A 24,325-nucleotide genomic window follows, 5' to 3' on the forward strand; every position below is an offset into this window, starting at 1 on the left:
GCTGTCACGCCGGGCCGGGGTGCCTCGTCCTCCCCGTGACACGCCCCCAGACCGGGGGCGGTGAACGGAGGAGGCAGTCATGCCCCGGATCCCCGGTGTCGACACCCGTGCGGCAGGCCCGACCCTGCGCGCCCTGTACTGGTTCGCCAAGCGGCGCTTCGGCGCGGTCCCGGAGCCGTTCACCGTGCTGGCGCACCACCGCAAGCTCATGCTCGCCTCGGCCAAGCACGAGCTCGGTGTGCAACGGGCGTCGCGCGAGCTGCCCGCGGGCGTCCGCGAACTCGCGGTCTTCCGCGTGGCGCAACAGGTGGGTTGCTCGTGGTGCGTCGACTTCGGCACCATGCTGCAGCGGCTCGACGGGCTCGACATCGACCGTCTCAAGCACATCGACGAGTACGCGACCTCGGACTCGTACACCGCGCGGGAGCGGCTGGCCATCGCCTACGCGGACGCGATGACGGCCAACCCGATGACGGTGACGGACGCCCAGGTCGACGAACTCCGCGTGACCCTCGGCGAGAAAGGAGTGGTGGAACTGACCTACCAGATCGCGCTGGAGAACCAGCGGGCGCGGATGAACCACGCCCTGGGCATCACCGACCAGGGGTTCACCTCCGGCGACGCCTGCCGGGTCCCCCAGGCTTGACGTGCGCACCCTTGCGGCTGGGCGTGGAACTCGCGCGGCTAGGGCCGGGGAAGTCCAGCCGGGTCGTGCGGCTCTGGCTGGGGGAAGTCGGGGACGGCGGTGAGCTTGTCGGGGTTGACGATGTCGTAGACGGCGGCGATGCGGCCGTCGCGGACGGAGAACGTGGTCACCCGGCGGGCTCGGCCGCGGGTGAGGTCGGAGGCGGCGACGTCGGGGAGCAGCATCCCGAGATCGCCGTTGACCAGGACCGGGGCGCCGGTGAGGACCAGCGGGCCGTACTGGCGGAGCAGGCCGAGGAAGAACCGGCCGATCTTGTCCGGGCCGAGGATGAGCTGCCGGGAGGTGCGCGCCTTGCCGCCGCCGTCGCCGACCAGCACCGCGGTCGGGTGCAGCAGGCTGACCACCTCGGACAGGTCACCGGCGGCCAGCGCGGCGGTGAACCGCTCGATGAGGGCGCGCTGGTCGTCCAGGGTGGCCCGTGGCGGCGGGTCTGCCTTGGCGACCGCGCGGCGGGCCCGGGTGGCGTGCTGGCGGGCGGTCGCCTCGGTGCAGCCGAGGGTGGCCGCGATGTCGGCGAAGGGCAGGTCGAACGCGTCGTGCAGCACCAGGGCGACGCGTTGCTCCGGGCTGAGCCGGTCGAGCACCAGCAGCGCGGCCAGCCGCACGCCGTCGTCGCGGACCGCGACCTCCAGCGGGTCCTCGCTGGTCGGCGCCCCGAGCGGGGTGACGACCGGTTCCGGCAGCCAGGGGCCGACGTAGCTCTCCCGCCGCGCGGTGGCCGAGCGCAGCCGGTCGAGGCAGAGCCTGCCGACCACGGTGGTCAACCAGGCGCGCAGGTCGCGGATCTCCGACTCGTCCACAGCGGACAGTCGCAGCCAGGCGTCCTGCAGCGCGTCCTCGGCGTCGGCGCGGGTGCCGGTCAGCCGGTACGCCACGCCCATGAGGTGGTCGCGGTGCGTGGCGAACCGCTGGGCCAGGGCGTCGTCGCTGACGTTCACCCGGTCATCGTAATGACGCGGGCTCACACTCCAGGGTGACCTGCGACGCACGGGTGGGGCGCGCCTAGACTCGACGACCGTGGCTGGACGCATCCGGGAGAGTGACATCGCGCAGGTCCGCGAGCGCAGCCAGATCGACGAAGTGGTGGGCGAGTACGTGCAGCTCCGCCGTGCCGGTGGCGGCGCGCTGAAGGGCCTGTGCCCGTTCCACGACGAGAAGACCCCCTCGTTCAACGTCCGCTCGACGCACGGCACCTTCCACTGCTTCGGCTGCGGCGAGGGCGGCGACGTGATCGCCTTCGTGATGAAGATCGACCACCTGACCTTCGTCGAGTCCGTCGAGCGCCTCGCCGAGCGGGTCGGTCTGCAGCTGACCTACGAGGGTGGCGGCACGAGCGTCCAGCGCGACCGGGGCACCCGTTCCCGGCTCGTCGACGCGCACAAGGCCGCGCAGGAGTTCTACGCCGAGCAACTGCGCACCCCCGAGGCGCTCAAGGCGCGCGAGTTCCTGACCGAGCGCGGGTTCGACGAGGCGTCGGCGACCACCTTCGGCTGCGGGTTCGCCCCTGCCGGGTGGGACAGGCTGACCAAGTACCTGCTCGGCCGCGGCTTCGAGGTGGCCGAGCTGATCAAGGGCGGCCTGGTCAAGGAGGGCAGGCAGGGCCCGATCGACCAGTTCCACCGCAGGCTGCTGTGGCCGATCAAGGACATCGGCGGCGACGTGGTCGGCTTCGGCGCCCGCCGGATCTTCGACGACGACCAGATCCAGGCGAAGTACCTCAACACCAGGGAAACCCCGATCTACAAGAAGACCCAGGTGCTCTTCGGCCTCGACACCGCCAAGCGGGAGATCGCCAAGCGGCACCAGGTCGTCGTGGTCGAGGGCTACACCGACGTGATGGCCATGCACGCCGCCGGGGTGCCGACCGCGGTCGCCTCCTGCGGCACGGCGTTCGGCATCGAGCACATCAAGGTCCTGCGCAGGCTGCTGATGGACGACGCGTCCTTCCGCGGTGAGGTGATCTTCACCTTCGACGGCGACGAGGCGGGGCAGAAGGCGGCCCGCAGGGCATTCGACGACGGTGACCAGGAGTTCACCGCGCAGACCTTCATCGCCGTCGCCCCCGACGGCATGGACCCGTGCGACCTGCGCCAGGCCAAGGGCGATGTCGCGGTCAAGGACCTGGTGGCCAGGCGCAGGCCGCTGTTCACCTTCGCCATCCACGCCGAGCTCGCCGAGTTCGACCTTGACACCGCCGAGGGCCGGGTCGAGGCGCTGCGCCGCACGGTGCCGCTGGTGGCCAGGATCAAGGACCACTCGCTGCGCGACGACTACGCCCGCCAGCTCTCGGGCTGGGTCGGCTGGGACGACCCGCAGACCGTGGTGCGCCGGGTCCGCGAGACCGCCGGGATCGCCCCCGCCCGCCGCACCCGCGCGGTCAACCCGAACCAGGGCGCGCTCCCGGTCGAGGCCGAGGGCCCGCCGCGGCCCAACCCGGCCGATCCCGAGTTGCTGGCCCAGCGCGAGGTGCTCAAGGTGGCCCTCCAGGAGCCCGCGCTGGCGGGACCGGTGTACGACTCGATGCCGCTCAGCGCGTTCACCCACCCCGCCTACATCGCCGTGCACACCGCGGTCCTCGAGGCAGGCGGCACGGCCAGCGGCCTCACCGGGGCCGAGTTATTGGAAGTGGTCGGCAAGAACTGCGCGCCGACCGTGCGCAGGCTGGTCAGCGAGCTCGGTGTGGAGCCGATGCCGCTGCCGAGGAAGAACGCCTCCGTGGAGCGGCACGCGTCGGCCTACCTCAACGCGCTGCAGAAGGAGCAGGTCGGCCGTCAGATCGCCGAGATCAAGTCCCGGCTGCAACGGCTGTCCCCGCTCGAACACGCCGAGGAGTTCCGGGAGCTGTGGGGGGATCTGGTAGCAATGGAGGAGTGGCACAAGGCATTGGGCGCGCAGGCGCAGGGCGGCCTGGGGTGAGCCGGTGAGCGGACTGCTGGGCAGGCTCCTCGGCGGCGTCCCCCGGGACTTCACCGGCACCCTCGACCGCGAGGAGGCCGTGGCGGCGTGGGCGCCGGTGCGCGATGGCGGGCACTTGATGGCGACGTCGCTGGGTCTGTGGGTGCCCACCGAGGACGGCCCGCGGCGGATCGGTTGGCACCTGGTGTCCAAGGCGAGCTGGGCCAGTGGCGTCTTCGTGATCACCGAGGCTGACGAGGTCGAGCCCGCGGGCGAGGCCATCGTGCTCGCCGACCGGGCGCCGCGGCGGTTCGTGGTGGAGCGGCCGGGGAAGCTGCCGCAGGCCGTGCAGCGGCGGGTCACCGGCTCGATCCGGTCCCGGCACCGCCGTGAGCTGCCCGGTGGGGGAGCGTGGTTCGTCCAGCGCAAGGTCCCCGGCCGCGACGGGACCGTGCTGCAGGTCCGCCCGGACCCCGGCACCGACCTGGCGCTCGTGCGCGAGATCGCCGAAGAGGTCGCCCAGCGGATGGGTGAAGGGCTCGCGGACGACTGAGTGACGCGCTACTCTGGTAAACAGTACGTACGTACGGTTTATTTGGGAGGCGTCATGTGGGACCCCGCGAAGTACCTCAGTTTCAGCGACCACCGGGCCCGCCCCTTCTTCGACCTGCTGGGCAGGGTGCGCGCCGAGAGTCCGCGCGCGGTCGTCGACCTCGGCTGCGGTCCGGGCAACTTGACCGTCACCATGGCGCAGCGCTGGCCCAACGCACGGCTGACCGCCATCGACACCTCCGCCGAGATGGTCGCCGCCGCCCGGACCCGCGGTGTCTCGGCGAGCCGGGCCGACCTGCGGGACTGGACCCCGGACGAGGCGACCGACGTCGTCGTCAGCAACGCCGCGCTCCAGTGGGTGCCCGACCACCCGGACCTGTTGGCCAAGTGGGCTTCCGCGCTGACGCCGGGGGCCTGGCTGGGGGTGCAGGTGCCGGGCAACTTCGCCGCGCCGTCGCACGAGTTGATCCGCGGGCTGGTCGCCGAACCCACGTGGGTCGAACGCCTCGAACCGGTGCGCCTGCGCGAGGAGGACGCCACCCTCAACCCCGACGGGTACGCCGAACTGCTCACCACCGCGGGCTGCGAGGTCGACGCCTGGGAGACCACCTACCTGCAGCGGCTCGACGGTGAGAACGCGGTGCTGGAGTGGATCAGCGGCACCGCGCTGCGCCCGATCCGCGCCGCGCTGTCGGACGAGCAGTGGCAGGAGTTCCGCGCCGAACTGGCCCCGCGCCTGGCCGAGGCGTACCCGCGGCGGGCCGACGGCACGACCTGGTTCCCGTTCCGCCGCGTCTTCTTCGTCGCCAGGGTCAGGTAGCCACCCGCGCGGGGGTCGCTGGACCGGGTGGTCCTAGCGCCGGAGATCCTCCAGCTTCGCCCGCGCGATCCCCGCCGCGCCCTGCACCGCCGGGTGGTCAGCGATCCGCCGGTACGCGCGCACGATCTGCTCGTACCGACCACGCCCCGCCTTGGCGCCCAACACGTACCCAACCGCGGCGCCAACGAGGAACCTCACCACCACGCCTCCCGAGGATGTCGTCGTCCGCCCATCCTGCCCCACCACGCCCACCCGCGCCGCGCCGCCACGGGGGTACCCCCGCTGAAACCGGTGGCGGAGATGCGCTAGAGTTACGCCTCGTTGGACCCCGGTCCAACGGCGATCCTCCATAGCTCAATTGGCAGAGCATTCGACTGTTAATCGAAGGGTTGCTGGTTCGAGTCCAGCTGGAGGAGCAAAGCCCCAGGCCACGCGCCCGGGGCTTCATTGCTATCTGGGGCAAGTACGCGGGACTCCGCGCTGTCGCCCGCCCCCGCGATCCCCTTGGCGGCTTCCCGACCAAAGTTGATCAAGAGAATCCCTGGAGTGTCCGCTGCACGGACACGGTGGGTAAGATCCAACGCGCTGGGGGCGGTAGCTCAGTTGGTCAGAGCAGGGGACTCATAATCCCTTGGCCGTGGGTTCGAGCCCCACCCGCCCCACTCGACCTCGGGGGCGCTTGTTCGGCGGGCACGCCTTCACTACGCGAGGTCATCGTCCTTCCTTGTGGGGCCAAGCCCCACACCCCAGCCGGGGGCGTGCCCCCGGACCCCCATCCGGGCGTGGCTGGGTTTGGGTGCTGACACGCGGCGGGGTTTGGGTGCTGACACCTCGGGTTTGTTCGGTGTCGCGGTGGGGCCGGGCCCCAGGCCCGCCACGGTGGTGTGGAGGGCGTGGGGGCCGGGGTCAGGACTGCTGCTGGGTGATGTTGATCAGCCAGCTGATGCCGAAGCGGTCGGTGAACGAGCCGAACTCGTCGCCCCACATCTGCTTCTCCAGCGGCGTGTCGACGGAGCCGCCCTCGGTGAGCTTGGCCCAGTAGCCGCGCAGCAGGTCGGCGTCGTCGCCGCTGAGGCTGAGGGTGATGTTGTTGCCCGGGTTGTTCTCCAGGCCGGGCGGGAAGTCGGCGGCCATCAGGGTGTAGCCCTGGTCGGTCTCGAGCTGGCCGTGCATGATCTTGGTGGCCAGGGCGGGGTCGGGGGCGCCGAAGTCGCCGAAGGTGTTCACCTTCAGCTCGCCGCCGAGCACACCCTGGTAGAACTCGAGCGCCTCGCGGGCGGTGCCGGGGAAGTTCAGGTACGGGTTGAGCCGAGAACTCATCGCTGTCCTCCATTCGGACTACAGGTCAGCCGGATCTTCGCAGATCAGCGCGGGTGCGACAACGCGGCGGCCGGGTCGTTCACGCAACCGAGGCCGGAATCGGACAACCCGACCGGTCGCTCCACACAGGAATGGCAATGGCGTGGCCGGGACCGCCCGTTTCGAGGTCTACTTGAGACTGTGAATTCCCAGTGGCTGACCAGGAGAAATGCCCGCTTGATGGGCATTTCCACCGGATGTGCCGAAATGGTTCGACCACCTGCCGCAGCGCTCTTGACATCGGGTTTGGTCTAGTCCAATTTTGGTAGGCACCGAACGCGGTCGGGGCTGTCCACCCGGTCCGCGTCCCCCACCCTGCACTGGAGCGCAAACCATGCGGCTGTCCAGACCACTCACCGCACTGCTCGCCACCGCGGCCGCGGCGGCATCCGTCGTCGGCATCACGATGGTGACCAACTCGGCGCAGGCGGCCCCCGCCACCACCGTGGCGGTCAAACCCCTTCCCACCAGGGTCTTCGCGCCCTACTTCGAGGCGTGGACCGGCGAGAACCCGGCCACCCTCTCGGCCGCGTCCGGCGCCAAGTACCTCACCATGGCCTTCCTGCAGACCGCCAGCCCCGGCTCGTGCACCGCGCTGTGGAACGGCGACACCGGCATGCCGATCGGTCAGGCGACCTTCGGCGCGCAGATCAAGCAGATCCAGGCCGCGGGCGGTGACGTCATCCCGTCCTTCGGCGGCTACACCGCCGACACCACCGGCACGGAACTGGCTGACAGCTGCACCGACGTCAACAAGATCGCCGCGGAGTACCAGCGCCTGATCACCACCTACGACATCAGCCGCATCGACCTCGACATCGAGATCGACGCGCTGGACAACACCGCGGGCGTCGACCGCCGCAACAAGGCCGTCAAGCTCACCAAGGACTGGGCGAGGGCGAACGGCAGGCAGATCCAGTTCTCCTACACCCTGCCGACCACCACGACCGGTCTGGCGCAGAACGGCGTCGCCCTGCTGCGCAACGCGGTGCAGAACAACGCCGAGGTCGACGTCGTCAACATCATGACGTTCGACTACTACGACAACGCGGGCACGCACAACATGGCCGAGGACACCAAGACGGCGTCCCAGGGCCTGGTCAACACCCTCGCGCAGCTGTACCCGGCCAAGACCCAGGCGCAGCTGTGGGGCATGGTCGGCGTGACCGAGATGATCGGTGTCGACGACTTCGGCCCGGCCGAGACCTTCACCAAGGCCGACGCGGTCACCGTCTACAACTGGGCCCTGCAGAAGGGCATCAACACGCTGTCGTTCTGGGCCCTGCAGCGCGACAACGGCAACTGCCCCGGCGGTGCCGCTCGCGATGACTGCTCTGGCATCGCGCAGGAGCTCTACTACTTCAGCAAGACCTTCGCGCCGTTCACCGGTGGCAGCCAGAACCCGTCCGATGACTACTCGCTGTCGGTGAACCCGGCCGCGGTCAGCCTCGACCCGGGTAAGACCGCCACCTCGACTGTCAGCACTGCCGTCACCACTGGCGCGGCGCAGACCGTCACCCTCTCTGCTGGTCCTGCACAAGGTGGAGTCACCGCTGCCGTCAACCCCGGTAGCGTCACCGCGGGCAACTCGGCGACGGTTACCTTCACTGCCAACGCCAGCGCGACCCCCGGTACCTACCAGTTCACGGTTACCGGATCCGCCGCCTCTGGCAGCCGCAGTGCCACTGTCGCCGTCACGGTCAACGGAACCCAGCCGGCTAACGACTTCGGTCTCGCGGTCAACCCGGCCACGGTGACCGTCGACCGCGGTAAGACCGCGACGACCACGCTGAACACCACGGCCATCGGCACCGCGCAGACCATCACGCTGAGCGCCACCAAGCCGCAGAGCGGTGTCAGCGTCTCGATCAACCCGACGTCGGTCACCGCGGGCAACAACGCGACCCTCACGGTTACCGCTACCCCCACCGCCACCCCCGGCACTTACGACTTCTACATCGGTGGTTCGGCGCCGTCGGGCAAGCACAGCACCAGCTTCTCGGTGACCGTCAACACCGGCACGCCGCCGACCGGTCCGGTCGTCAATGGTGACTTCGAGACCGGCTCGCTGGCACCGTGGACCGCTCTCTCGGGCACCTCGGTCGTCGGCTCCGGCGCTCACGGTGGCACCTACGCGCTCTCGGTCGCCGCGACCAACTCCAGCACCGGTGAGGCGTCGCAGGCGCTGACCCTGCAGCCCAACACCGCTTACACCCTGCGGGCTTGGGTCAAGGGCACCTACGCGTTCATCGGTGTTCGCGGTGGCGCTACCGCCAGCACCTGGGCCTCTCCGGCTGACTGGCAGGAGGTGTCGCTGCCGTTCACCACTGGCGCCAGCGGTGCCGTGACCGTCTACGTCCACGGTTGGTACGGCCTCGGCACGGTCTTCGCCGACGACGTCACCGTTACCGCGGGCAGCGTTGCTAGGGCTATCAGCAAGCGCTAGTCGATAGGTGTTACGCGGCGGGCACTTACGAGTGCCCGCCGCGTCTATTTAGGACTGCTGGTATCGCGTTATCGACAACAGGTCCAGCGGGTCGATCGTGTCGTCCTCGGTTGCCACGCAATCGCGCAGCTCGGCGGTGATCGCGTCCGCCTCCAGGTCGGCACCGATCATCACCAGGTCCGTGCGTCGAGCGGCGTCCGGCGCGGGCGTCACCCAGACCGAGGACCCCACGGTCTGCACTCCGAGCGGCTCGTCGGTGTCCGCGAACCACGCGAAGCCCTTCATCCGGTAGAGCCCGGCGGGCCGCTCGGTGAGGAACTTCGCGAACCGCAACGGGTGCAGCGGTGTGTCGTGGCCGAACTCGACGCTCGCATAGCCCGCGTGCAGGTGCTCCTCGTGCTCGACCAAGTCCTCGAAGGACAGTTGCCGCTCTACCGGATCCGGCCGGTCGACCGGGTCGAACAACAGAGCCGGGTCGACCCTGCCGTACTCGGTTGGCACTACCGGCGTCCCCTCGGCCAGTTCACATACCAGTTCAAGCACGCCAGGCTCGGCGCGGTCGGCCTTGTTGAGCAGCACCAGGTCGGCCTGCCGCAGGTGTAGGTCCAGCCGGGGGTGCGCGCGCCTGCTCTCGGTGAACTCGGCGGCGTCGACCACCTCGACCAGGCCGCCGTAGCGGATGTGCGGGTTCGCGCTGGCCAGCACCATCTTGACCATCGCGGGCGGTTCCGCGAGGCCGCTCGCCTCGATGACGATGACGTCGACCGGCCCGTCGGGGTGCGCCAGCCGCTCCAGCATCGCGTCCAGCTCCTCGGGGTCGACCGCGCAGCACAGGCAGCCGTTGCCGAGCGACACCATGGAGTCGACCTGCGCGGCCACCGTCAGCGCGTCGATGTTGACCTTGCCGAAGTCGTTGACGATGACGCCGACCCGCAGGCCCGACGCGGTGTGCAGGAGGTGGTTGAGCAGGGTGGTCTTGCCCGCACCGAGGAAGCCCGCGACCACCAGAACCGGGATGTCCACCCGGCGAGGGTAGCCCTCGCCGGGTCACGCCCGGCGAGGGCCATCACCCCCGGATCCCTCTAACCCCCAGACCAACGGTAAGCAACTGCTCACTCGGAGGCGTCACGCTTGGGGATGAGGTGGGGTCCGACGTTGGGCTTACCGGTCGAAGTAGGCATGGACCACCCTGGTGTGCAGTGGGAACGCCACCGGGACCGGTCCTTGGATCAACTCCCAGCCTGCGGTCTCGTTGGTGGAGACGGACGGCGGTAGGGCCGACTCGGTCGTCGCGGGGGCGAGCCCGAAGACCAAGAGCGTGCCGTCGGGAGCGCTTAAGGCGTCGAACAGGGTGATCCGATCAGCGTCGACCGTGACACCGGCCTCTTCGTGCAGCTCTCGCGCTGCCGCTGCCTGCCACGACTCGCCGTGGTCCACGAACCCGCCAGGTAGCGCTAACTCCTTCGGCTCGATGTCGCGCCGTACGACTAAGAGGCCGCTGTCGACCGGCAGCAGCAGCACGGCAACCGGAACCGGATTCAGGTACGAGGTTTGTCCGCAGTGTGCGCACTGCCTGGGCCAGGGGAGTCCATCGGGGTAGCGGGTGCCGCAGAAGGAGCAGTGCGAGTTCCTGGTCACGGGGCCACCACCATGTCGATCGCGGTGGACCGCTTCAACGTCCGCGTCACCGTGCACAGCGCTGTGACCGCCCGGTCGACCACGTCAAGCAGCTCTTGGCGCGCCGTGTCGTCCAATGCGCTCATGTCGATGCCCACGTCGATCCGGACACCGTCCAGCTCGTGCGCGCCCGGCGGCCGGACGTCGGTGGCGTCGACCAGGGGAGCGGTCCCGGTCCGCCGCAGCACCAGCTCCTCCGCTGTGATGCCCACGCAGGTCGCCGCGGCCGCGAGGAGCAGCTCGACCGGGCTGAACACGCCGTCCTGGCCTGCCCGCCCCACCTCGACCGACGCCCCGCGGTCGTTCACCGCCGTGAAGACGTGCTCGCCGGTGCGCTTGGTCCGGATCGTGGTCACAGCTCCCCTTCCGCACTGCGGGCCAAGATCGTCCATTGGCCCTCTTGAGACCACAGTATGGCGGGGTGACCTGGGGAAACAAGGACGGGATCGGGGTTGTGGACAGATCGGGGGGATGTGGATGGAGCGACCGGAGAGCAGGCGGTGACCAGGGGAAGTCCCGTCAGCGAGGGGTCAGCTGTCGAGCAGGGCGCGGAGGGCGCGGACGCGGTCGACCTCCACCGGGGCTGTCCAGCCGTCTCGCACCAAGCCGCCCGCGTGGATGGCGTTGACGCCGATGGAGCGCAGGCCGGGGACGTGCGCGTGCTTGAGGCCACCGCCTGCGAGGAGCCGCACGCCTGCCTCACGCCAATCCTCGCGGGCCGCGAGGCGGGGGAGGCCATCTTCCAGGCCGCGAGCGGAGCCGGCGGTGAGGACCGTGTCCAGGCCGGGTAGGCCGCGCAGCGCTGCCCAGGCTTGCCGGGCGTCGGCAGCGTGGTCGACCGCACGGTGGAAGGTCCACGGGGAGCCGCCGATTGCGTCAACGACGGCGTGGGTCGCCTCTAGGTCTACCTCGCCCTTCTCGGTCAGGAAGCCGAGCACGAACTCCTGAGCCCCCGCCTCGCGCAACTCGCCGACCGTGGCGACCAGCCGCGCCAGCTCGGCCTCGTCCGCGGTGAAGCCGTCGGTGCCGCGCACCATCACCCGCAGCGGGATGTCCACCGCCGCGCGCATCTCGGCGACCAGGTCGGGATCGGGGGTCAGCCCGTCCCGGTCCATCTGGGCGACGACTTCGATCCGGTCGGCGCCACCCTGTTGGGCGGCCACCGCGTCGGCGACGGTCAAGGCGATGATCTCCAGCAAACCGCGCTGTGGCGAGGAAACGGTCACCGCGCCATCATCCGGCCTGGCCGCCGATTTGTAATGCCCCGGGTTCCACAATCCCGGGGTTCACACAGGTCGACCACGACTTCCTGCGGGGAGAAGTGGTCCAGACCACATACTTCGCCCGTGGTTCTTGTGCGCTGGCTACAACTTCGGTAGCTCGACGTGCGCTGTGGACGGCCGCCGACCGGGCCTGCCGAATGTCCGGGAATAGTGGTCCAGACCACAGCGAAGTTAGCGTTCGTGAACCGGTGACGGGTCGATTCGCCCGGTTATCCGCACCGTTTCCGGGTCTTGACAAAGCGGCGCCCCGATGGTCTGGACCATCGGGGCGCCGGGGATGTAGGTCAGGAGGTGGCGGCCCGCTCGGCCGCGCTGCGCAGCAGGCAGAACTCGTTGCCCTCGGGATCGGCGAGCACCGCCCACCCGGTGCCGTCGGCCTGGCGCCGGTCGTCGACGAGCCGGGCGCCCGCGGCCAGCAGCCGCTCGACCTCCTCGTCGCGGGGGACGTCCGGGGTCAGGCACAGGTGCACGCGGTTCTTGACCGCCTTGGCCTCGGGGACCCGGTTGAAGAACAGCGTCGGACTGCCCGGGACCGGGATCCAGGCTTCTTCCTCGCCGTCGACGCACTCGGGGTCCACCGGGTGACCGACCACCTGGGACCACCACTGGGCCAAGGCGTAGTTGTCGTTGGAGTCGAAGGCGATGTTCACCACGCTAGAAGGCATGTCAGAACACTAGGCGCAACGTCGCCACACGGCCCTTCTCACCAGCGGCCCAGCAAGAGCCGTCGGTAGCGCAGTCGACGGTGTCGAAGCTGCCAGCGTCGAACTGGCGCCAGTTGCGGCCCTCGTCCAGGGTGATGTCGCTGCCGGTAGGTCCAACGGTGATCGCGACCGTAGGCAGGAACGGGTGCCAGGTGACGCCAGAGCGGTAGCCCTTGGGCGCGGACGACGGCTTCTGCCAGGTACGGCCACCGTCGCGGGTAGTGCCCAGCGCGTCGACGGCGCCGTCAGGCTTGGCGTAGTCACCGCCGACAGCGATCCCACGGGACCGGTCACGGAACGCGGTCGCGAACACCCCGGCGCTCGCGTTGCTGGCCAGCACGGTGTCGCTGACCGTCCACGTTCGGCCGCGGTCCGACGAGTGCAAGACCCGCGCCTTCGACCCGCCACCAGTCGCGATCCATGCGTCCCGAGCGCCCGCGACGCTCACGCACTGCCCGCTCGCGGCGAACGCGAACTCGCCGTCCAACGCGGGCGGCACGCCGTCGCTGGGCACGACCGACCAGGTACGGCCGCCGTCGTCGGTGGAGAGCAGTCGGAACTTGCCGTCCACGGGGTCGCTGAGCGCCAAGCCGTGCCGCCGGTCGAAGAACGCCAGGCAGTCGTAGAACGCGGTGGGCTCGGTGTTGCGGAACGACTCGGTCCAGGTCGCGCCACCGTCGGTGGTGCGGACGATCCGCGACTGGTCGCCGGGGCCGATGCTCAACGCGACCGCCGTGCGCGCGTCGAACGCCTCGATGTCGCGCAGTTCCAGGGTCTCGGTGCCGGGTGGGGTGGTGCGCGACCAGGTGCGGCCGCCGTCGGTGGTGCGCAGGACCGTGCCGCCGCTGCCGCTGGCCCACGCGACCTTCGCGCTGACCGCCGACAGCCCGCGCAGCCGCGCGTCGGATCCGGTGGTGGACAACCGCCAGGTCAGGGTGGGACCGTGGCCCGCTGCCGCGGCGTCGGGGGTCGCCGAGGCGGGCACGGCCAGCGTGCCTGCCGCCACGACGGCCAGCACGCCGATGATGAGGGGTCGCTTCATGTCGCGGAACCTAGACCAGCCGCGGCGCCCCCAGACAGGTCCAAACGCCGTACCCGTCAGCGCGTGACCAGCCCCGCGTCGTAGGCCAGAAGGCCCGCCTGCGTCCGGTTGGCGCACTCCAGCTTGACCAGCATCCGCGACACGTAGCTCTTCACCGTGGCCTCGCTCAGCGACAGGTTGCCCGCGATCTGCGCGTTCGACAGCCCCGCGCCGAGCCCGGCCAAGACCTCCGTCTCTCGCTCGGTCAGCTCCCGCACCCGCCGCAACGCGCGGTCCCGTGCGGCCTGCTCGCCCACTCTTGCCGCTACCAGCCTGCGGGTCGCGGCCGGGGACAGGACCGTGTGACCGTCGGCGGCAACCCTGACGAGGCTGATGAGGTCCTCTGGCGGTGTCGTCTTCACCAGGAAGCCCGACGCCCCCGCGCGCAATGCCCTGATCACGTACTGGTCCGCGTCGAACGTCGTCAGCGCTACCACCGCGGGCGCGCCGGGCAGCCGGGTGATCCGCTCGATCGCGGTCAGCCCGTCCACCCCCGGCATCCGCAGGTCCATCAGCACCACGTGCGGCTCGTGCCGGATCACGGCCTCCACCGCCGCCGCGCCGTCCTGGGCGGTGTCGACCACGTCGATGTCCGGCGCCGACCCCAGGATCGTGCGCAGGTGGGCGCACACCATCGGCTCGTCGTCCACGACCACTACTCGGATCATCTACGCGCTTTCCGGGGCAGGCACGAACGCGGGGAGCACCGCGTCGACCTCGAAACCCCCGCTGGGCAGCGGGCCGGAGGTCAAGGTGCCCCCGACGAGCTCGACCCGCTGCCGCAAGCCTGCCAGACCCGCGCCCGAACCCGACCTGGACAGTCCACTGTCGACGGATCGGGTCGCGACCGCGTTGCGGATCGTCAACCGGACCCGGTCACCGCCGTAGCGCACGTGCACGCTGGTCGGTGCTCCTGGCGCGTGCTTGCGGATGTTGGTCAGGGACTCTTGCACTACCCGATACGCGGTACGGCCAACTGCGGCTGAGATGCGGGCAGGGTCACCGTCGCGCTTCAGCTCTACCGGCACGCCCACGGACTCCGACTCGGCTACCAAGGTAGACAGATCCGGCACCTCGGTCGGCTCGTCGCGCGTCTCCCGGGGGTGGTGCTCGGTCGTCTCGTTGCGCAGCACGCCGACCAGCTCGCGCAACTCGTTAAGCGCCTCGCACCCGGCCACGCGCAAACCTTCGGCCGCCGAGCGAGTGTGATCGTCTGGGCCTGTTACGGCTAACGCGCCAGCGTGCAGGACCATGAGGCTGACCCGGTGCGTGACTACGTCATGCATCTCCTCGGCCAAGCGCACGCGTTCGTCCGCTCGTGCTTGTTCGGCCAAGAGGTGTTGCTCGCGTTCGGCGCGTTCGGCGCGGTCAATCAACGCTTGTACCAAGATCCGATGGGCGCGCACGTACAAGCCCACCAAAGCGGGTAGCAGTACCAGGAGGACCGTGCCCAGAACCAGCTCGGTCGAGGTGTCCCACGGTCGGACTACGAGGCTGAACAGCGCTAGAACCAGCGCGGGGCCGACAAGCGCGCCTGCGTAGACCATCGCGGTATAGGCGTAGATCGGCGCTGACGCGGGCATCCACGGGTCGGTCGCTGCGAAGTCCGGCTTCCAGTCGCCTTGCGCGTAAGCCTGCAACAACAGGTAGGTCGTGCAGATCACCAGCGTGGTCACCATCAACGCCACCGGGTACCACTTGCGCACCACGAGCAACCCGATCATGGTCAGCGCGACCAGGCCGTCCACGAACCCGACCAGGCGGTCCGGGGCACCCTCGAAGAACATGGCCCCGATCTGCAACGCCAACACGATGCCCGCGGGCATCAGGTAGAAGAACGCCTCGCGCTTGGTACGCCACAGTGGCTCTCGCACCCCTGGCACGGTACGCACCAGGTAGGGCTACCGAGGCCGATCGCCACCATTCGGGTGGTAGCTGCCGCAACGAAAGTTGCTGGTTAGCATGGCCGCACCATGAACGCGCACACCAGCATGGTCGCTATCGGCGACTCCTTCACCGAGGGCATGTCGGACTTCGGCCCCGACGGCGAGTGCCGCGGCTGGGCCGACCTCGTCGCCGCCCGGCTCGCCCAGGACAGCCCCGGCTTCCGCTACGCCAACCTCGCCATCCGCGGCAAACTCGTCCGCCAGATCGTCGACGAGCAGGTCGACCACGCCGCGGCCATGCGCCCCGACCTGGTCACCTTCGCGGGCGGCATGAACGACGTCCTGCGGCCCGCCTGCGACATGGACGCGCTCGCCGCCCGGGTCCGGTACGCCGTCCGCACCCTCGCCGCCGGTTCGCGCCAGGTCGTGCTGTTCCGGGTGATCGACCCGACCCGGCGCATGCGCGGGAGCTCTCGGCTGCTGCCCCGCATCTCCCGGCTGCTGTCCTTGGTGGACACACTCGCCGCCGAGCACGACGCGGTGGTGGTCGACCTGTTCTCCTCCCGGGTGTTCGACTCGCCGGGGCTGTGGGCGCCGGACCGCATCCACCTCAACACCGAGGGTCACCGCCGCGTCGCCGAGGCCACCCTGCGCGCCCTGGGCATCGCGCCCACCTTCGACTGGGACACCCCGGTCCCCGTCGACCCCACCCCGTGGCGTGACCGCGCGACCTCCGACCTGCGCTGGGCCCGCGCCCACGCGGGACCCTGGATCGCCCGCCGCCTCACCGGTCGCTCCTCCGGCGACGGCCAACTCCCCAAACGCCCGGAGCTCGACCCGTTCACGCCCTGAGTTTGTCCACAACCACCTGAGTTGTCCCCAGCTTCCGGCGAGGTGTTGAGGGCGCTTGCGCTCCGGGGCGATGCTTGCTGTGCGGGCCGAACGGGGATCCGACACAGGGAGGTCGAGATGGACACATGACAAGCGGGCGACGGGGCGTGGCGAGTCGCGGGGAGTTCGTTCGCGGGAACCGGTGCCCGTGGGTGACTGCCGGGGACTGGCTCGGCACCGGCGGCGTGCGGGGCGGTGAGTCGGAATCGCGGGCCAGCTGGCCGTGGTGAGGACAGGCCGCCGCCGTGGGCGGTCGGTGCTGGGCAGGCGCTTCCCGTCGGGCGTGGCGAGCGGGTGTGCTCGGGGGAACGTGGGCCCGCGTTCCCCAGGGCAGGGCCCGTGAGTCGCGTGCCGTGGAGTCGGGTCGCCTGGGTCAGGCGGGGACGGGTGTGGCGAGGTAGCGGCGCAACGCGGTGACAGCCGCTCTGCCTGCGCGATTGGCGCCGATCGTGCTGGCGGAGGGGCCGTAGCCGACCAGGTGGACGCGCGGGTCCGCGGCCACCTGGGTGCCCGTCATCGTGATCCCGCCTCCGGGGTTGCGGAGGTGGAGCGGGCTCAGGTGGTCGAGAGCGTGCCGGAAGCCGGTGGCCCAGAGGATGGTGTCGGCCCGCACCTCGTGGCCGTCCGGCCACGCGGCACCGGTCGGGGTGAGGTGGTCGAACATGGGGTGCCGGGTGAGGACACCCCGTGCTCGGGCCGCCGCCACCTCCGGGGTCAGCATCAGACCCGTGACGCTGACGACGCTCTCGGGGACCCTGCCCGACTCCACCGCCTCCGCGACCCTCGCCACCACCTCGCGGCCGTACTCCGGCGTGAACGGCTCGTCACGCCAGACCGGCTCGCGCCGGGTGACCCAGGTGGTCTCGGCCGCGATGTCCGCGATCTCCATCAGCGCCTGGACACCCGACGCGCCGCCACCGACGACGATGACGCGCTTGCCCGCGAACTCCTCCGGGCCGTCGTAGTCGGCGGTGTGCAGCTGCCGACCGTCGAACCGGCCGGGGTAGCGGGGCCAGAACGGCTTGTCCCAGGTGCCGGTCGCGTTGATGACGGCGCGGGTGGTCCACGTACCCGCGTCGGACTCGACCGATAGGCCACCGGTGGTCTCGCGCACGGCCCGCACCGCCACCGGGCGCACCACCGGCAGGTCGAACGCGCGCTCGTACGCCCCGAAATACTCCGCCACCACCTCGGACGCGGGCCGCGACGCGTCCGCGTGCGGGAGGGGCAGGCCGGGGAGGTCGTGGATGCCGTGCACCTTCCCCAAGCGCAGGCTCGGCCACCGGTGTTGCCACGCCCCACCGGGCCCCGGGTTCGCGTCCAGCACCACGAACTCGAGCCCCGACCGCCGCAGGAAGTACGCGGCCGACAACCCCGCCTGCCCCGCCCCGATCACCACCACGTCCATGCCCACTACAACGCCACCACGCCCCGGCACCTTCCGTTGCCCGGCTCACACCCGTGCCCGCCCGCGGTTCGGTGACCGCTGGGCGGTTGGGTCAGAACGTGCTGGGGCGGTCCATGTACGTCTCGTCAGGGGCGGCGAAGCCGAAGGACTGGTAGAGGGTGTGGGCGTCCTTGGTGTGCAGCATCCAGCGGAACCGGGCGCCGGGGCCGTCGTCGATCATGGCGCGGACCAGGGCCTTGCCCAGGCCCTGGCCGCGGGCCGGTGCCAGGACGAACACGTCGGCCAGGTAGGCGATGGCGATGCCGTCGGAGAGGGCTCGGGCGAAGCCGACCTGGGCGCCGGTGGCGCGGTGGTAGGCGCCGACCACCCGCCAGGACACGGCTACCTGGGCGGTGATCTGTTCGCGCGTGCGCCAGGCGCCCCAGTAGGCATCGGTCGACAGGTACGTCCAGAGGACGTCCATGTCGATGCGACCGGGGTTGTCGTCGATCTCGTAGTCGCTCACGTCCGCAACCTATAGCGGGCGGGGGAGGTGCCGATCGTGGCGGTGAACTCACGGGTGAAGTGGGCCTGGTCGCTGTAGCCGAGTTCGGCGGCGAGGGCGGCCCAGTCGACGGGGCCGCCCGCGTCCGCCCTGGCCGCGGCCTCGTGCATGCGGTGCCGCCGGATGACCCACTTCGGGCCGACGCCGACGTACTCGTTGAACAGCCGTTGCAGGGCGCGCACGGACAGGCCCGACGCCGACGCGAGCAGGTCGACCCTGGTGAGGGTGAGGTCGTCGAGGATCAGGCCGACCAGGTCGCGCACCTGGGCGACCACGGGGTCCTCGGCGGGGAGCCGGGGGAGCAGGAGCGCCTCGGCGGCGGCCACCATGGCGTCGTCGTCCGGTGCGCGGGCGATGGGCTTCTCCGTGTCCGCGACACCCAGCCAGTCCGCCACCGGGACGGTGCGGTCGGTGAGGTCGGCGACGCGGCCGCCCAGCCACGGGCGGAACCCGCCGGGGTGGAACCGCACCCCGAGCACCCGGCCGCGGTCGGTCAGGCGGCGGGTGAAGCGGCCGAGCGGCACGCCGTGCACCAGGGCGTCCGCCGCGCTGAACACGACGTGGACGTTCGGGTGGGGGATGACCTGCTGGGTGAACGGTTCGGCGAGGTCCCACGACACGATCCAGTGGTAGTGCACGAAAGGAGCCAGCGCGGGGGAGGGATCGACGGTGCGCAGCCGGAACTTGGTCCGGCCGGTCCGCTCGTCGAGCACGCCCCTGGTGTCCACACCGACACGGTAACTCCGGCCACCGACATCGGTCGTGTTTGTTCAAGCGGGGCGGGTCGGGGCGTGGCAGGGTGCCGCCCATGAGTCCGAGCTTGATGTCGCGTGCCACCTCGGGTGTGGTCGCGCTCGCCGCCGCCGTCACCCCCGACCAGTTCGACCAGCCGACGCCCTGTCCCGAGTGGACGGTGCGGGACCTGGTCAACCACCTCACCCTGTGGAGCGGGGTCGTCGCCGAGCGCGTCGCCCGCAAGCTGCCCGCGCCCACCGACGGGTCCGAGGACGAGGCCATCGACTTCGCCGCCCAGTGGCCCGCCCGGTTCGTCGACGGCGCCACCCGGGCCGCCGAGGCGTGGGACGCGCCCGGTGCGCTCGACGGCGAGACCTCGATGATGTCGGGCCCGCGGCCCGCCCGGTTCTTCCACGACATGCTCCTCGCCGAACTGGTCCTGCACGGCTGGGACCTGGCCACCGCGACCGGGCTGCCCTTCGACGTCGACCCCGAGGTCGCCGCCGTGGCCCGCGACAGCACCGCCGCCATGGCCGAGCAGGGGCGCGAGTACGGCGTGTTCGGCCCCGAGGTGCCCGTCCCGGCGGACGCCCCCGCCCTGTCCCAGGCCCTCGGTGTCAGCGGCCGCGACCCCGAGTTGCGCCGCTGACTCGGCCTCTGACCCTGACACCACCTGGTGAGCCTGACTCCGCCTCTGGTTCTGTCTCCGTCTCCGGTGAGTTGCGTGCCTGTGCGCCCTGAGCGGGAGACACGCAGCTGAGGCAGGGTCCGGTCGGGGATCTCGACGCTCGTGAAGTCGTGCTCGGCGGCCGTACTGTGGCCGGCATGGGCTACGACGTGGTGGTTGTCGGCGGGGGGATGGCGGGGGTCTCGGTGGCGGCGGAGTTGGCCGCGCACCGGTCGGTGGTGGTGGTCGAGGCTGAGGCGGAGTTGGCCTGGCACTCGACGGGGCGGTCGGCGGCGCTGTACGCGCCCAGCTACGGGGGGCCGGTTGTGCGGGCTCTTACCGCCGCCAGTGCGCCCTTGTTCGGGGATGGGGTGCTGAGTCCTCGGCCGATGTTGTGGGTCGGGGAGGTCGGCGGGCTCGATGGGGTCGAGGAGCTCACCGAGGCCGCGGCGCGGGAGCTGTGTCCGGTGTTGCGGCCGGGGCGGTTCGACCGGTTCGCGGTCGACGCGGGGACGATGGACATCGACGTCATGGGGCTGCACCAGCGGTACGTCCAGCGGTTGAGGGCGGCGGGTGGGGAGATCCGCAGGGGCGCGCCGGTGACCGCGCTGCGCCGCGACGGGCAGGGGTGGCGGGTCACGGCGGGCACCGAGGAGATCGTCGCGGGCACCGTCGTCAACGCGGCCGGGGCCTGGGTCGACCGGATCGCCGGGTTGGCCGGGGTGCCCGCGCTCGGGTTGCGGCCGTTGCGCCGGACCATCGCCATCGCGACCGGTCCGACGCCGGTGGGTCAGGGGTGGCCGTTGGTCGCCGATGTCGGCGACACCTTCTACTTCCGCCCCGAGGGTCCCGGCGTGCTGGTGTCCCCTGCCGACGAGACACCGGTCGACCCGGGCGACGCCAAGCCGGATGACCTCGACATCGCGCTCGCGGTCGACCGGGTCAACGAGGTGACCACCCTGGGCTTGCGCTCTGTCCGCACCGCGTGGGCGGGCCTGCGCACGTTCGCCCCCGACCGCGAGCCCGTCGTCGGTGAACTCCCCGACCACCCCGGCCTCACCTTCCTCGCGGGCCAAGGCGGCTACGGCATCCAGATGGCCCCTGCCCTCGCCGTCACCGCCGCCCGGCTCATCCTGGGCCAGCCCATCGACACCGCACCCGAGCTCCTGTCTCCGGCGAGGCTGCTGCTCGGGTAGTTCCTCGGTGATCCCCTGGCTGCCCGATTCGCACTATCGTGAGGGCGTCGGCGGCGGAGGGAAGTGTCATGGCGGATGTCGGGGCCAGGCTCGCGGGAGTCGTCGAGGATGTGCGGTCGGGTGCCGACGTGGCCGAGGAGTACGGGCACGACGAGGCGTTGAGCACGGCCTTGGTGCGGCCTGCCTACGTGGTCCGGCCGCGTACCGCCGAAGAGGTCGCCGCGGTGTTGCGGGTGGCCACCGAGGAGCGGGTGCCGGTCACGGCGCGCGGGTGCGGGACGGGCCTGTCCGGCGGTGCCATCCCCAGCGCGAACGGGATCGTGGTGTCGTTCGAGCGGATGAACGCCGTCCTGGAGATCGACACCGACAACCACGTCGCGGTCGTCCAGCCGGGCGTGACGCTGCGCGAACTCGACGAGAGGACCGCCGCGGCCGGGTTGGTCTACCCCGTGTACCCCGGCGAGCTGAGCGCGAGCCTCGGCGGCAACGTCGCCACCAACGCCGGTGGCATGCGGGCGGTCAAGTACGGGGTCACCCGCCACCACGTGCTCGGGCTCGAAGCCGTGCTGCCCACCGGCGAGGTCCTGCGCACCGGCGGGAAGTTCGTCAAGTCCAGCACCGGCTACGACCTGACCCAGCTGATCGTCGGCTCCGAGGGCACCCTGGCCCTGGTCACCGAGGCCACCCTCAAGCTGCGGCCCCGGATCCGGCACAACGCGACCGTCCTCGCCCCCTTCCGGGACCTCGCCGGGGTCACCGCCGCCGTGCCCGAGGTCGTCGCGTCCGGGCTCGCGCCGCTGATCCTGGAGTACATCGACGGCCTGACCATGGGTGCCATCACCTACACCGCCGACCTCCAGCTCGGCGTGCCCGACGAGGTCCGCGACACCGCGCAGGCGTACCTGGTGGTGATGCTGGAGAACCGGGAGCAGGACCGGCTCGACGCCGATGTGGAGGCCGCGGGCCAACTCCTGTCCGACCTCGGCGCCATCGACGTCTACGTCCTGCCCGGTGGCGCGGCGCGCAAGCTCGTCGAGGCCCGGGAACGGGCCTTCCACACCGCGAAGGCGGCGGGCGCCGACGACGTGATCGACACCGTCGTCCCGCGCGCGGCGCTGCCCGCGTTCATGGCCGAGGTGACCACGATCGCCCAGGCCAACGAGACCTTCATCGTCGGCTGCGGACACGCGGGCGACGGCAACGTGCACCTCGCGCTGTTCCAGAAGGACCCGGACAAGCGCGCCACCGTGCTCAAGGCCCTCTTCGCCGCCGCCATGACCCTCGGCGGCGCGATCTCCGGCGAACACGGCCTCGGGCGCACCAAGCGGCGGTACTTCCTGGACCTGGAAGACCCGGCCAAACTCGCGCTCCTGCACCGCATCAAGCACGCCTTCGACCCCGCGGGCATCCTCAACCCCGGCGTCCTCCTCGACAGCACCCCCGACGACGGCACCCTCGAAGACGGCACCCCCGACGGCAGCACCCCTGATGGCAGCACTGCCCGGGATGGCGGCGACCACCACGAAGGACAGGTATGAACGGCGCGCAGGCTCTGATCCGCACTCTCGCCGACTCCGGTGTCGAGGTGTGCTTCGCCAATCCGGGCACCTCGGAGATGCACTTCGTGGCCGCGTTGGACTCCGTGCCGGAGATGCGCGGGGTGTTGGCGTTGTTCGAGGGTGTGGTCACCGGTGCCGCGGACGGGTACGCGCGGATGGCGGGGCGGCCCGCGGCGACGTTGTTGCACTTGGGGCCGGGTCTGGTCAACGGGTTGGCGAACCTGCACAACGCGCGGCGGGGTCGGACCCCCGTGGTGAACGTGATCGGGGACCACGCGCAGCACCACAAAGCCGTGGACGCCCCGCTGGAGTCCGACATCGACGCGTTGACCGGGTGGACCGGTGGGTGGAGCCGGACCTGCGTCGACCCGGCGAAGATCGGTGCCGATGCCGCTGAGGCCGTGGCGGCCGCGGCCGAGGGGCGGATCGCGAACCTGGTGCTGCCTGCCGACGTGTCGTGGGGTGATGGTGGCGTCGCGGCGAATCCTGTTCCACCGAGGGGCAAGTCCACTGTGGAGGATTCGACGCTCGCCGGGGTCGCCGAAGTGGTGCGGTCCGGCGAGTCGACGGTGATCCTGCTGGGTGGGGCGTCGACGCGCGAGCGCGGGTTGCGGGCGGCCAGTCGGATCGCCGCAGCGACCGGGGTGAGGTTGTTCGTCGAGACCTTCCCCGCGCGCATCGAACGCGGCGCGGGCCTGCCTGCCGTCGACCGGTTGGGCTACCTGGCCGAGCAGGTGCAGTGGCAGCTCACCGACGTCCGGCACCTCGTGTTGGCGGGGGCCAAGGCGCCGGTGTCGTTCTTCGCCTACCCGGGCAAGGCGAGCGAGCTGACGCCGGACGGTTGCGCGACCCACCTGCTCGCCGACCACGCCGACGATGTCGTCGACGCCCTGGAGCGGCTGGCCGACCTGGTCGCCGAGGGCGTGGAACCGGTGCTGCAGAACGCTTCCCGGCCCGAGTTGCCCGCAGGCCCGCTCACCCCGCAGAACTGGACCGAGGTCATCGGCGCGCTGCTGCCCGAGGGCGCCATCATCTCCGACGAGGCCAACACCTCCGGCCTGATGATCCCGATGACCACCGCGGGAGCACCCCGCCACGACGTGCTCACCCTCACCGGCGGCGCCATCGGCCAGGGCCTGCCGGTCGCGGTGGGTGCCGCGGTCGCCTGCCCGGACCGACCGGTGATCTGCCTGCAGGCCGACGGCAGCGCGATGTACACGATCTCCGCGCTGTGGACCATGGCCAGGGAGAACCTGGACGTGACCACGGTGGTCCTCAACAACCGCGCCTACGCCATCCTGCGGATGGAACTCACCAGGGTCGGCGCCGAGGCAGCGGGCCCCAAGGCGAAGGCGTTGCTGGACCTCGCCGCCCCGGACCTCGACTTCGTCCGCATCGCCGAGGGCATGGGCGTCCCCGCGACCAGGGCCACCACCGCCGAGGAGTTGGCCGAGCAGTTCAGCCGCGCCATCGCCGAACCCGGCCCGCACCTGATCGACGCCATCGTGCCGTCGCTGATCTGACCCGCGCCGGTGCTCTCGTCGGCATGGGCGGTGGCTATGCGGCGACCAGTTCCACTACCGCCGGGGGGCGGTTCAGCCGGGTTGTCGCGGAGCCCGGTCCGCACTGGGTGGACGCCGTTGTGCCGTCGCAGATCTGACCCGCCGTCGCCTGGCACCGCACCGTCCAGCGACGTGGCCGCTGTGGCGTGAGCGGCCCTCGGCGGCGTCCACCAGGCTCAGGGCCACTTCCGCCGAGCAGTTCAGCCGTGCCGTCTTGTCCAGCGAGGACCGTGCCTCGCTGGCGTGGGCGGGCGCTCGTGGCGGCCAGTGGGCGACTGGGGCCGCCGCTGCCGAGGTGTTGGCTGGTCATTGCTGGTCTGGTACCCCGCCGTCGTGTGGTGGGGTTGTCGGGCA

The 24,325-nt window shown here is 70.9% G+C and carries 24 protein-coding genes and 2 tRNA genes; 12 read left to right on the forward strand and 14 right to left on the reverse strand.

The annotated features are described in order from the left end of the window. Nucleotides 1–79 precede the first annotated feature (79 nt). A complete protein-coding gene (locus tag CLV68_RS23475) occupies nucleotides 80–646 on the forward strand; it encodes a carboxymuconolactone decarboxylase family protein (RefSeq protein ID WP_121393075.1) in 567 nt (188 codons plus the stop codon). Nucleotides 647–684: 38 nt separating this feature from the next. Here the strand turns inward: CLV68_RS23475 and CLV68_RS23480 are convergent, their stop codons facing one another. Next, nucleotides 685–1,644 carry a sigma-70 family RNA polymerase sigma factor gene (locus tag CLV68_RS23480; RefSeq protein WP_246010070.1) on the reverse strand — a complete coding sequence of 320 codons (960 nt, stop codon included), beginning with the start codon at nucleotides 1,642–1,644 and terminating at the stop codon, nucleotides 685–687. Nucleotides 1,645–1,723: 79 nt separating this feature from the next. Here CLV68_RS23480 and dnaG point away from each other — a divergent pair, with 79 nt between their 5' ends. The 3 genes from dnaG to CLV68_RS23495 are packed head-to-tail and all read left to right on the forward strand — an operon-like array spanning nucleotide 1,724 to nucleotide 4,973. Beyond that, entirely contained in the window at nucleotides 1,724–3,622 is a 1,899-nt protein-coding gene (gene dnaG, locus CLV68_RS23485) for a DNA primase (RefSeq protein WP_121393077.1), read from the forward strand. A 4-nt stretch (nucleotides 3,623–3,626) separates the two neighbouring features. Further along, nucleotides 3,627–4,154, forward strand: coding sequence for a hypothetical protein (locus CLV68_RS23490; RefSeq protein ID WP_121393078.1), 528 nt, complete (start codon nucleotides 3,627–3,629; stop codon nucleotides 4,152–4,154). Between the two features lie 54 nt (nucleotides 4,155–4,208). Next, entirely contained in the window at nucleotides 4,209–4,973 is a 765-nt protein-coding gene (locus CLV68_RS23495) for a trans-aconitate 2-methyltransferase (protein WP_121393079.1), read from the forward strand. A 33-nt stretch (nucleotides 4,974–5,006) separates the two neighbouring features. Here the strand turns inward: CLV68_RS23495 and CLV68_RS34190 are convergent, their stop codons facing one another. Then, a complete protein-coding gene (locus CLV68_RS34190) occupies nucleotides 5,007–5,171 on the reverse strand; it encodes a hypothetical protein (protein WP_170224537.1) in 165 nt (54 codons plus the stop codon). 145 nt (nucleotides 5,172–5,316) lie between these two features. Here CLV68_RS34190 and CLV68_RS23500 point away from each other — a divergent pair. Further along, a tRNA-Asn gene (locus tag CLV68_RS23500) sits at nucleotides 5,317–5,389 on the forward strand. Nucleotides 5,390–5,561: 172 nt separating this feature from the next. After that, nucleotides 5,562–5,635: transfer RNA gene (locus CLV68_RS23505), tRNA-Ile, on the forward strand. A gap of 244 nt (nucleotides 5,636–5,879) precedes the next feature. On the opposite strand, the gene CLV68_RS23510 is transcribed toward CLV68_RS23505, so the two are convergent. Beyond that, on the reverse strand, nucleotides 5,880–6,293 hold the full coding sequence (locus CLV68_RS23510; protein WP_121393080.1) for a VOC family protein: 414 nt from the start codon (nucleotides 6,291–6,293) through the stop codon (nucleotides 5,880–5,882). A 373-nt stretch (nucleotides 6,294–6,666) separates the two neighbouring features. On the opposite strand from CLV68_RS23510, the gene CLV68_RS23515 reads away from it, so the two are divergent. After that, nucleotides 6,667–8,778, forward strand: a complete 2,112-nt coding sequence (locus CLV68_RS23515) for a glycosyl hydrolase family 18 protein (RefSeq protein WP_121393081.1) — start codon at nucleotides 6,667–6,669, stop codon at nucleotides 8,776–8,778. A 48-nt stretch (nucleotides 8,779–8,826) separates the two neighbouring features. Here CLV68_RS23515 and CLV68_RS23520 read toward each other — a convergent pair whose 3' ends face one another. From CLV68_RS23520 to CLV68_RS23555, 8 genes are all read right to left on the reverse strand, one after another. Beyond that, on the reverse strand, nucleotides 8,827–9,801 hold the full coding sequence (locus CLV68_RS23520; RefSeq protein ID WP_121393082.1) for a CobW family GTP-binding protein: 975 nt from the start codon (nucleotides 9,799–9,801) through the stop codon (nucleotides 8,827–8,829). Between the two features lie 138 nt (nucleotides 9,802–9,939). Next, nucleotides 9,940–10,416, reverse strand: coding sequence for an NUDIX domain-containing protein (locus CLV68_RS23525; protein ID WP_121393083.1), 477 nt, complete (start codon nucleotides 10,414–10,416; stop codon nucleotides 9,940–9,942). Continuing rightward, nucleotides 10,413–10,811 (reverse strand): OsmC family protein, encoded by a 399-nt coding sequence (locus tag CLV68_RS23530; protein WP_121393084.1) that lies wholly within the window; start codon nucleotides 10,809–10,811, stop codon nucleotides 10,413–10,415. Before CLV68_RS23530 ends, CLV68_RS23525 begins: the two co-directional genes overlap by 4 nt. 174 nt (nucleotides 10,812–10,985) lie before the next feature. Next, on the reverse strand, nucleotides 10,986–11,681 hold the full coding sequence (locus CLV68_RS23535) for a copper homeostasis protein CutC (protein ID WP_121393085.1): 696 nt from the start codon (nucleotides 11,679–11,681) through the stop codon (nucleotides 10,986–10,988). A gap of 341 nt (nucleotides 11,682–12,022) precedes the next feature. Then, on the reverse strand, nucleotides 12,023–12,403 hold the full coding sequence (locus CLV68_RS23540; RefSeq protein WP_121393086.1) for a VOC family protein: 381 nt from the start codon (nucleotides 12,401–12,403) through the stop codon (nucleotides 12,023–12,025). Nucleotide 12,404: 1 nt separating this feature from the next. Further along, the gene (locus CLV68_RS23545; RefSeq protein ID WP_121393087.1) at nucleotides 12,405–13,484 is read right to left on the reverse strand and encodes a WD40/YVTN/BNR-like repeat-containing protein; all 1,080 of its coding nucleotides are present in this window, start codon (nucleotides 13,482–13,484) and stop codon (nucleotides 12,405–12,407) included. Between the two features lie 56 nt (nucleotides 13,485–13,540). After that, a complete protein-coding gene (locus CLV68_RS23550; RefSeq protein ID WP_121393088.1) occupies nucleotides 13,541–14,191 on the reverse strand; it encodes a response regulator in 651 nt (216 codons plus the stop codon). Next, complete coding sequence (locus CLV68_RS23555; protein WP_121393089.1) at nucleotides 14,192–15,397, reverse strand: sensor histidine kinase; 1,206 nt, start codon at nucleotides 15,395–15,397, stop codon at nucleotides 14,192–14,194. It abuts the gene before it with no gap. 99 nt (nucleotides 15,398–15,496) lie between these two features. Here CLV68_RS23555 and CLV68_RS23560 point away from each other — a divergent pair, with 99 nt between their 5' ends. Then, on the forward strand, nucleotides 15,497–16,261 hold the full coding sequence (locus CLV68_RS23560) for an SGNH/GDSL hydrolase family protein (protein ID WP_121393090.1): 765 nt from the start codon (nucleotides 15,497–15,499) through the stop codon (nucleotides 16,259–16,261). Nucleotides 16,262–16,673: 412 nt separating this feature from the next. Here the strand turns inward: CLV68_RS23560 and CLV68_RS23565 are convergent, their stop codons facing one another. From CLV68_RS23565 to CLV68_RS23575, 3 genes are all read right to left on the reverse strand, one after another. Then, nucleotides 16,674–17,708 carry an FAD-dependent oxidoreductase gene (locus CLV68_RS23565; protein WP_121393091.1) on the reverse strand — a complete coding sequence of 345 codons (1,035 nt, stop codon included), beginning with the start codon at nucleotides 17,706–17,708 and terminating at the stop codon, nucleotides 16,674–16,676. A gap of 91 nt (nucleotides 17,709–17,799) precedes the next feature. After that, complete coding sequence (locus tag CLV68_RS23570; protein ID WP_121393378.1) at nucleotides 17,800–18,171, reverse strand: GNAT family N-acetyltransferase; 372 nt, start codon at nucleotides 18,169–18,171, stop codon at nucleotides 17,800–17,802. 38 nt (nucleotides 18,172–18,209) lie between these two features. Continuing rightward, the gene (locus CLV68_RS23575; RefSeq protein ID WP_121393092.1) at nucleotides 18,210–18,980 is read right to left on the reverse strand and encodes a helix-turn-helix domain-containing protein; all 771 of its coding nucleotides are present in this window, start codon (nucleotides 18,978–18,980) and stop codon (nucleotides 18,210–18,212) included. Nucleotides 18,981–19,060: 80 nt separating this feature from the next. On the opposite strand from CLV68_RS23575, the gene CLV68_RS23580 reads away from it, so the two are divergent. The 4 genes from CLV68_RS23580 (at nucleotide 19,061) to CLV68_RS23595 (ending at nucleotide 23,932) form a co-directional block, all read left to right on the forward strand. Continuing rightward, nucleotides 19,061–19,636: a TIGR03086 family metal-binding protein gene (locus CLV68_RS23580; protein ID WP_121393093.1), complete on the forward strand. Its 576-nt coding sequence runs from the start codon at nucleotides 19,061–19,063 to the stop codon at nucleotides 19,634–19,636. Between the two features lie 176 nt (nucleotides 19,637–19,812). Next, nucleotides 19,813–20,850: an NAD(P)/FAD-dependent oxidoreductase gene (locus CLV68_RS23585; RefSeq protein WP_121393094.1), complete on the forward strand. Its 1,038-nt coding sequence runs from the start codon at nucleotides 19,813–19,815 to the stop codon at nucleotides 20,848–20,850. 68 nt (nucleotides 20,851–20,918) lie between these two features. Continuing rightward, a complete protein-coding gene (locus CLV68_RS23590) occupies nucleotides 20,919–22,388 on the forward strand; it encodes an FAD-binding oxidoreductase (protein WP_121393095.1) in 1,470 nt (489 codons plus the stop codon). After that, the gene (locus tag CLV68_RS23595; protein ID WP_121393096.1) at nucleotides 22,385–23,932 is read left to right on the forward strand and encodes an acetolactate synthase large subunit; all 1,548 of its coding nucleotides are present in this window, start codon (nucleotides 22,385–22,387) and stop codon (nucleotides 23,930–23,932) included. Before CLV68_RS23590 ends, CLV68_RS23595 begins: the two co-directional genes overlap by 4 nt. The last annotated feature ends 393 nt before the right edge of the window (nucleotides 23,933–24,325 follow it).

The organism is Actinokineospora cianjurensis (assembly GCF_003663795.1).
GTDB lineage: Bacteria > Actinomycetota > Actinomycetes > Mycobacteriales > Pseudonocardiaceae > Actinokineospora > Actinokineospora terrae.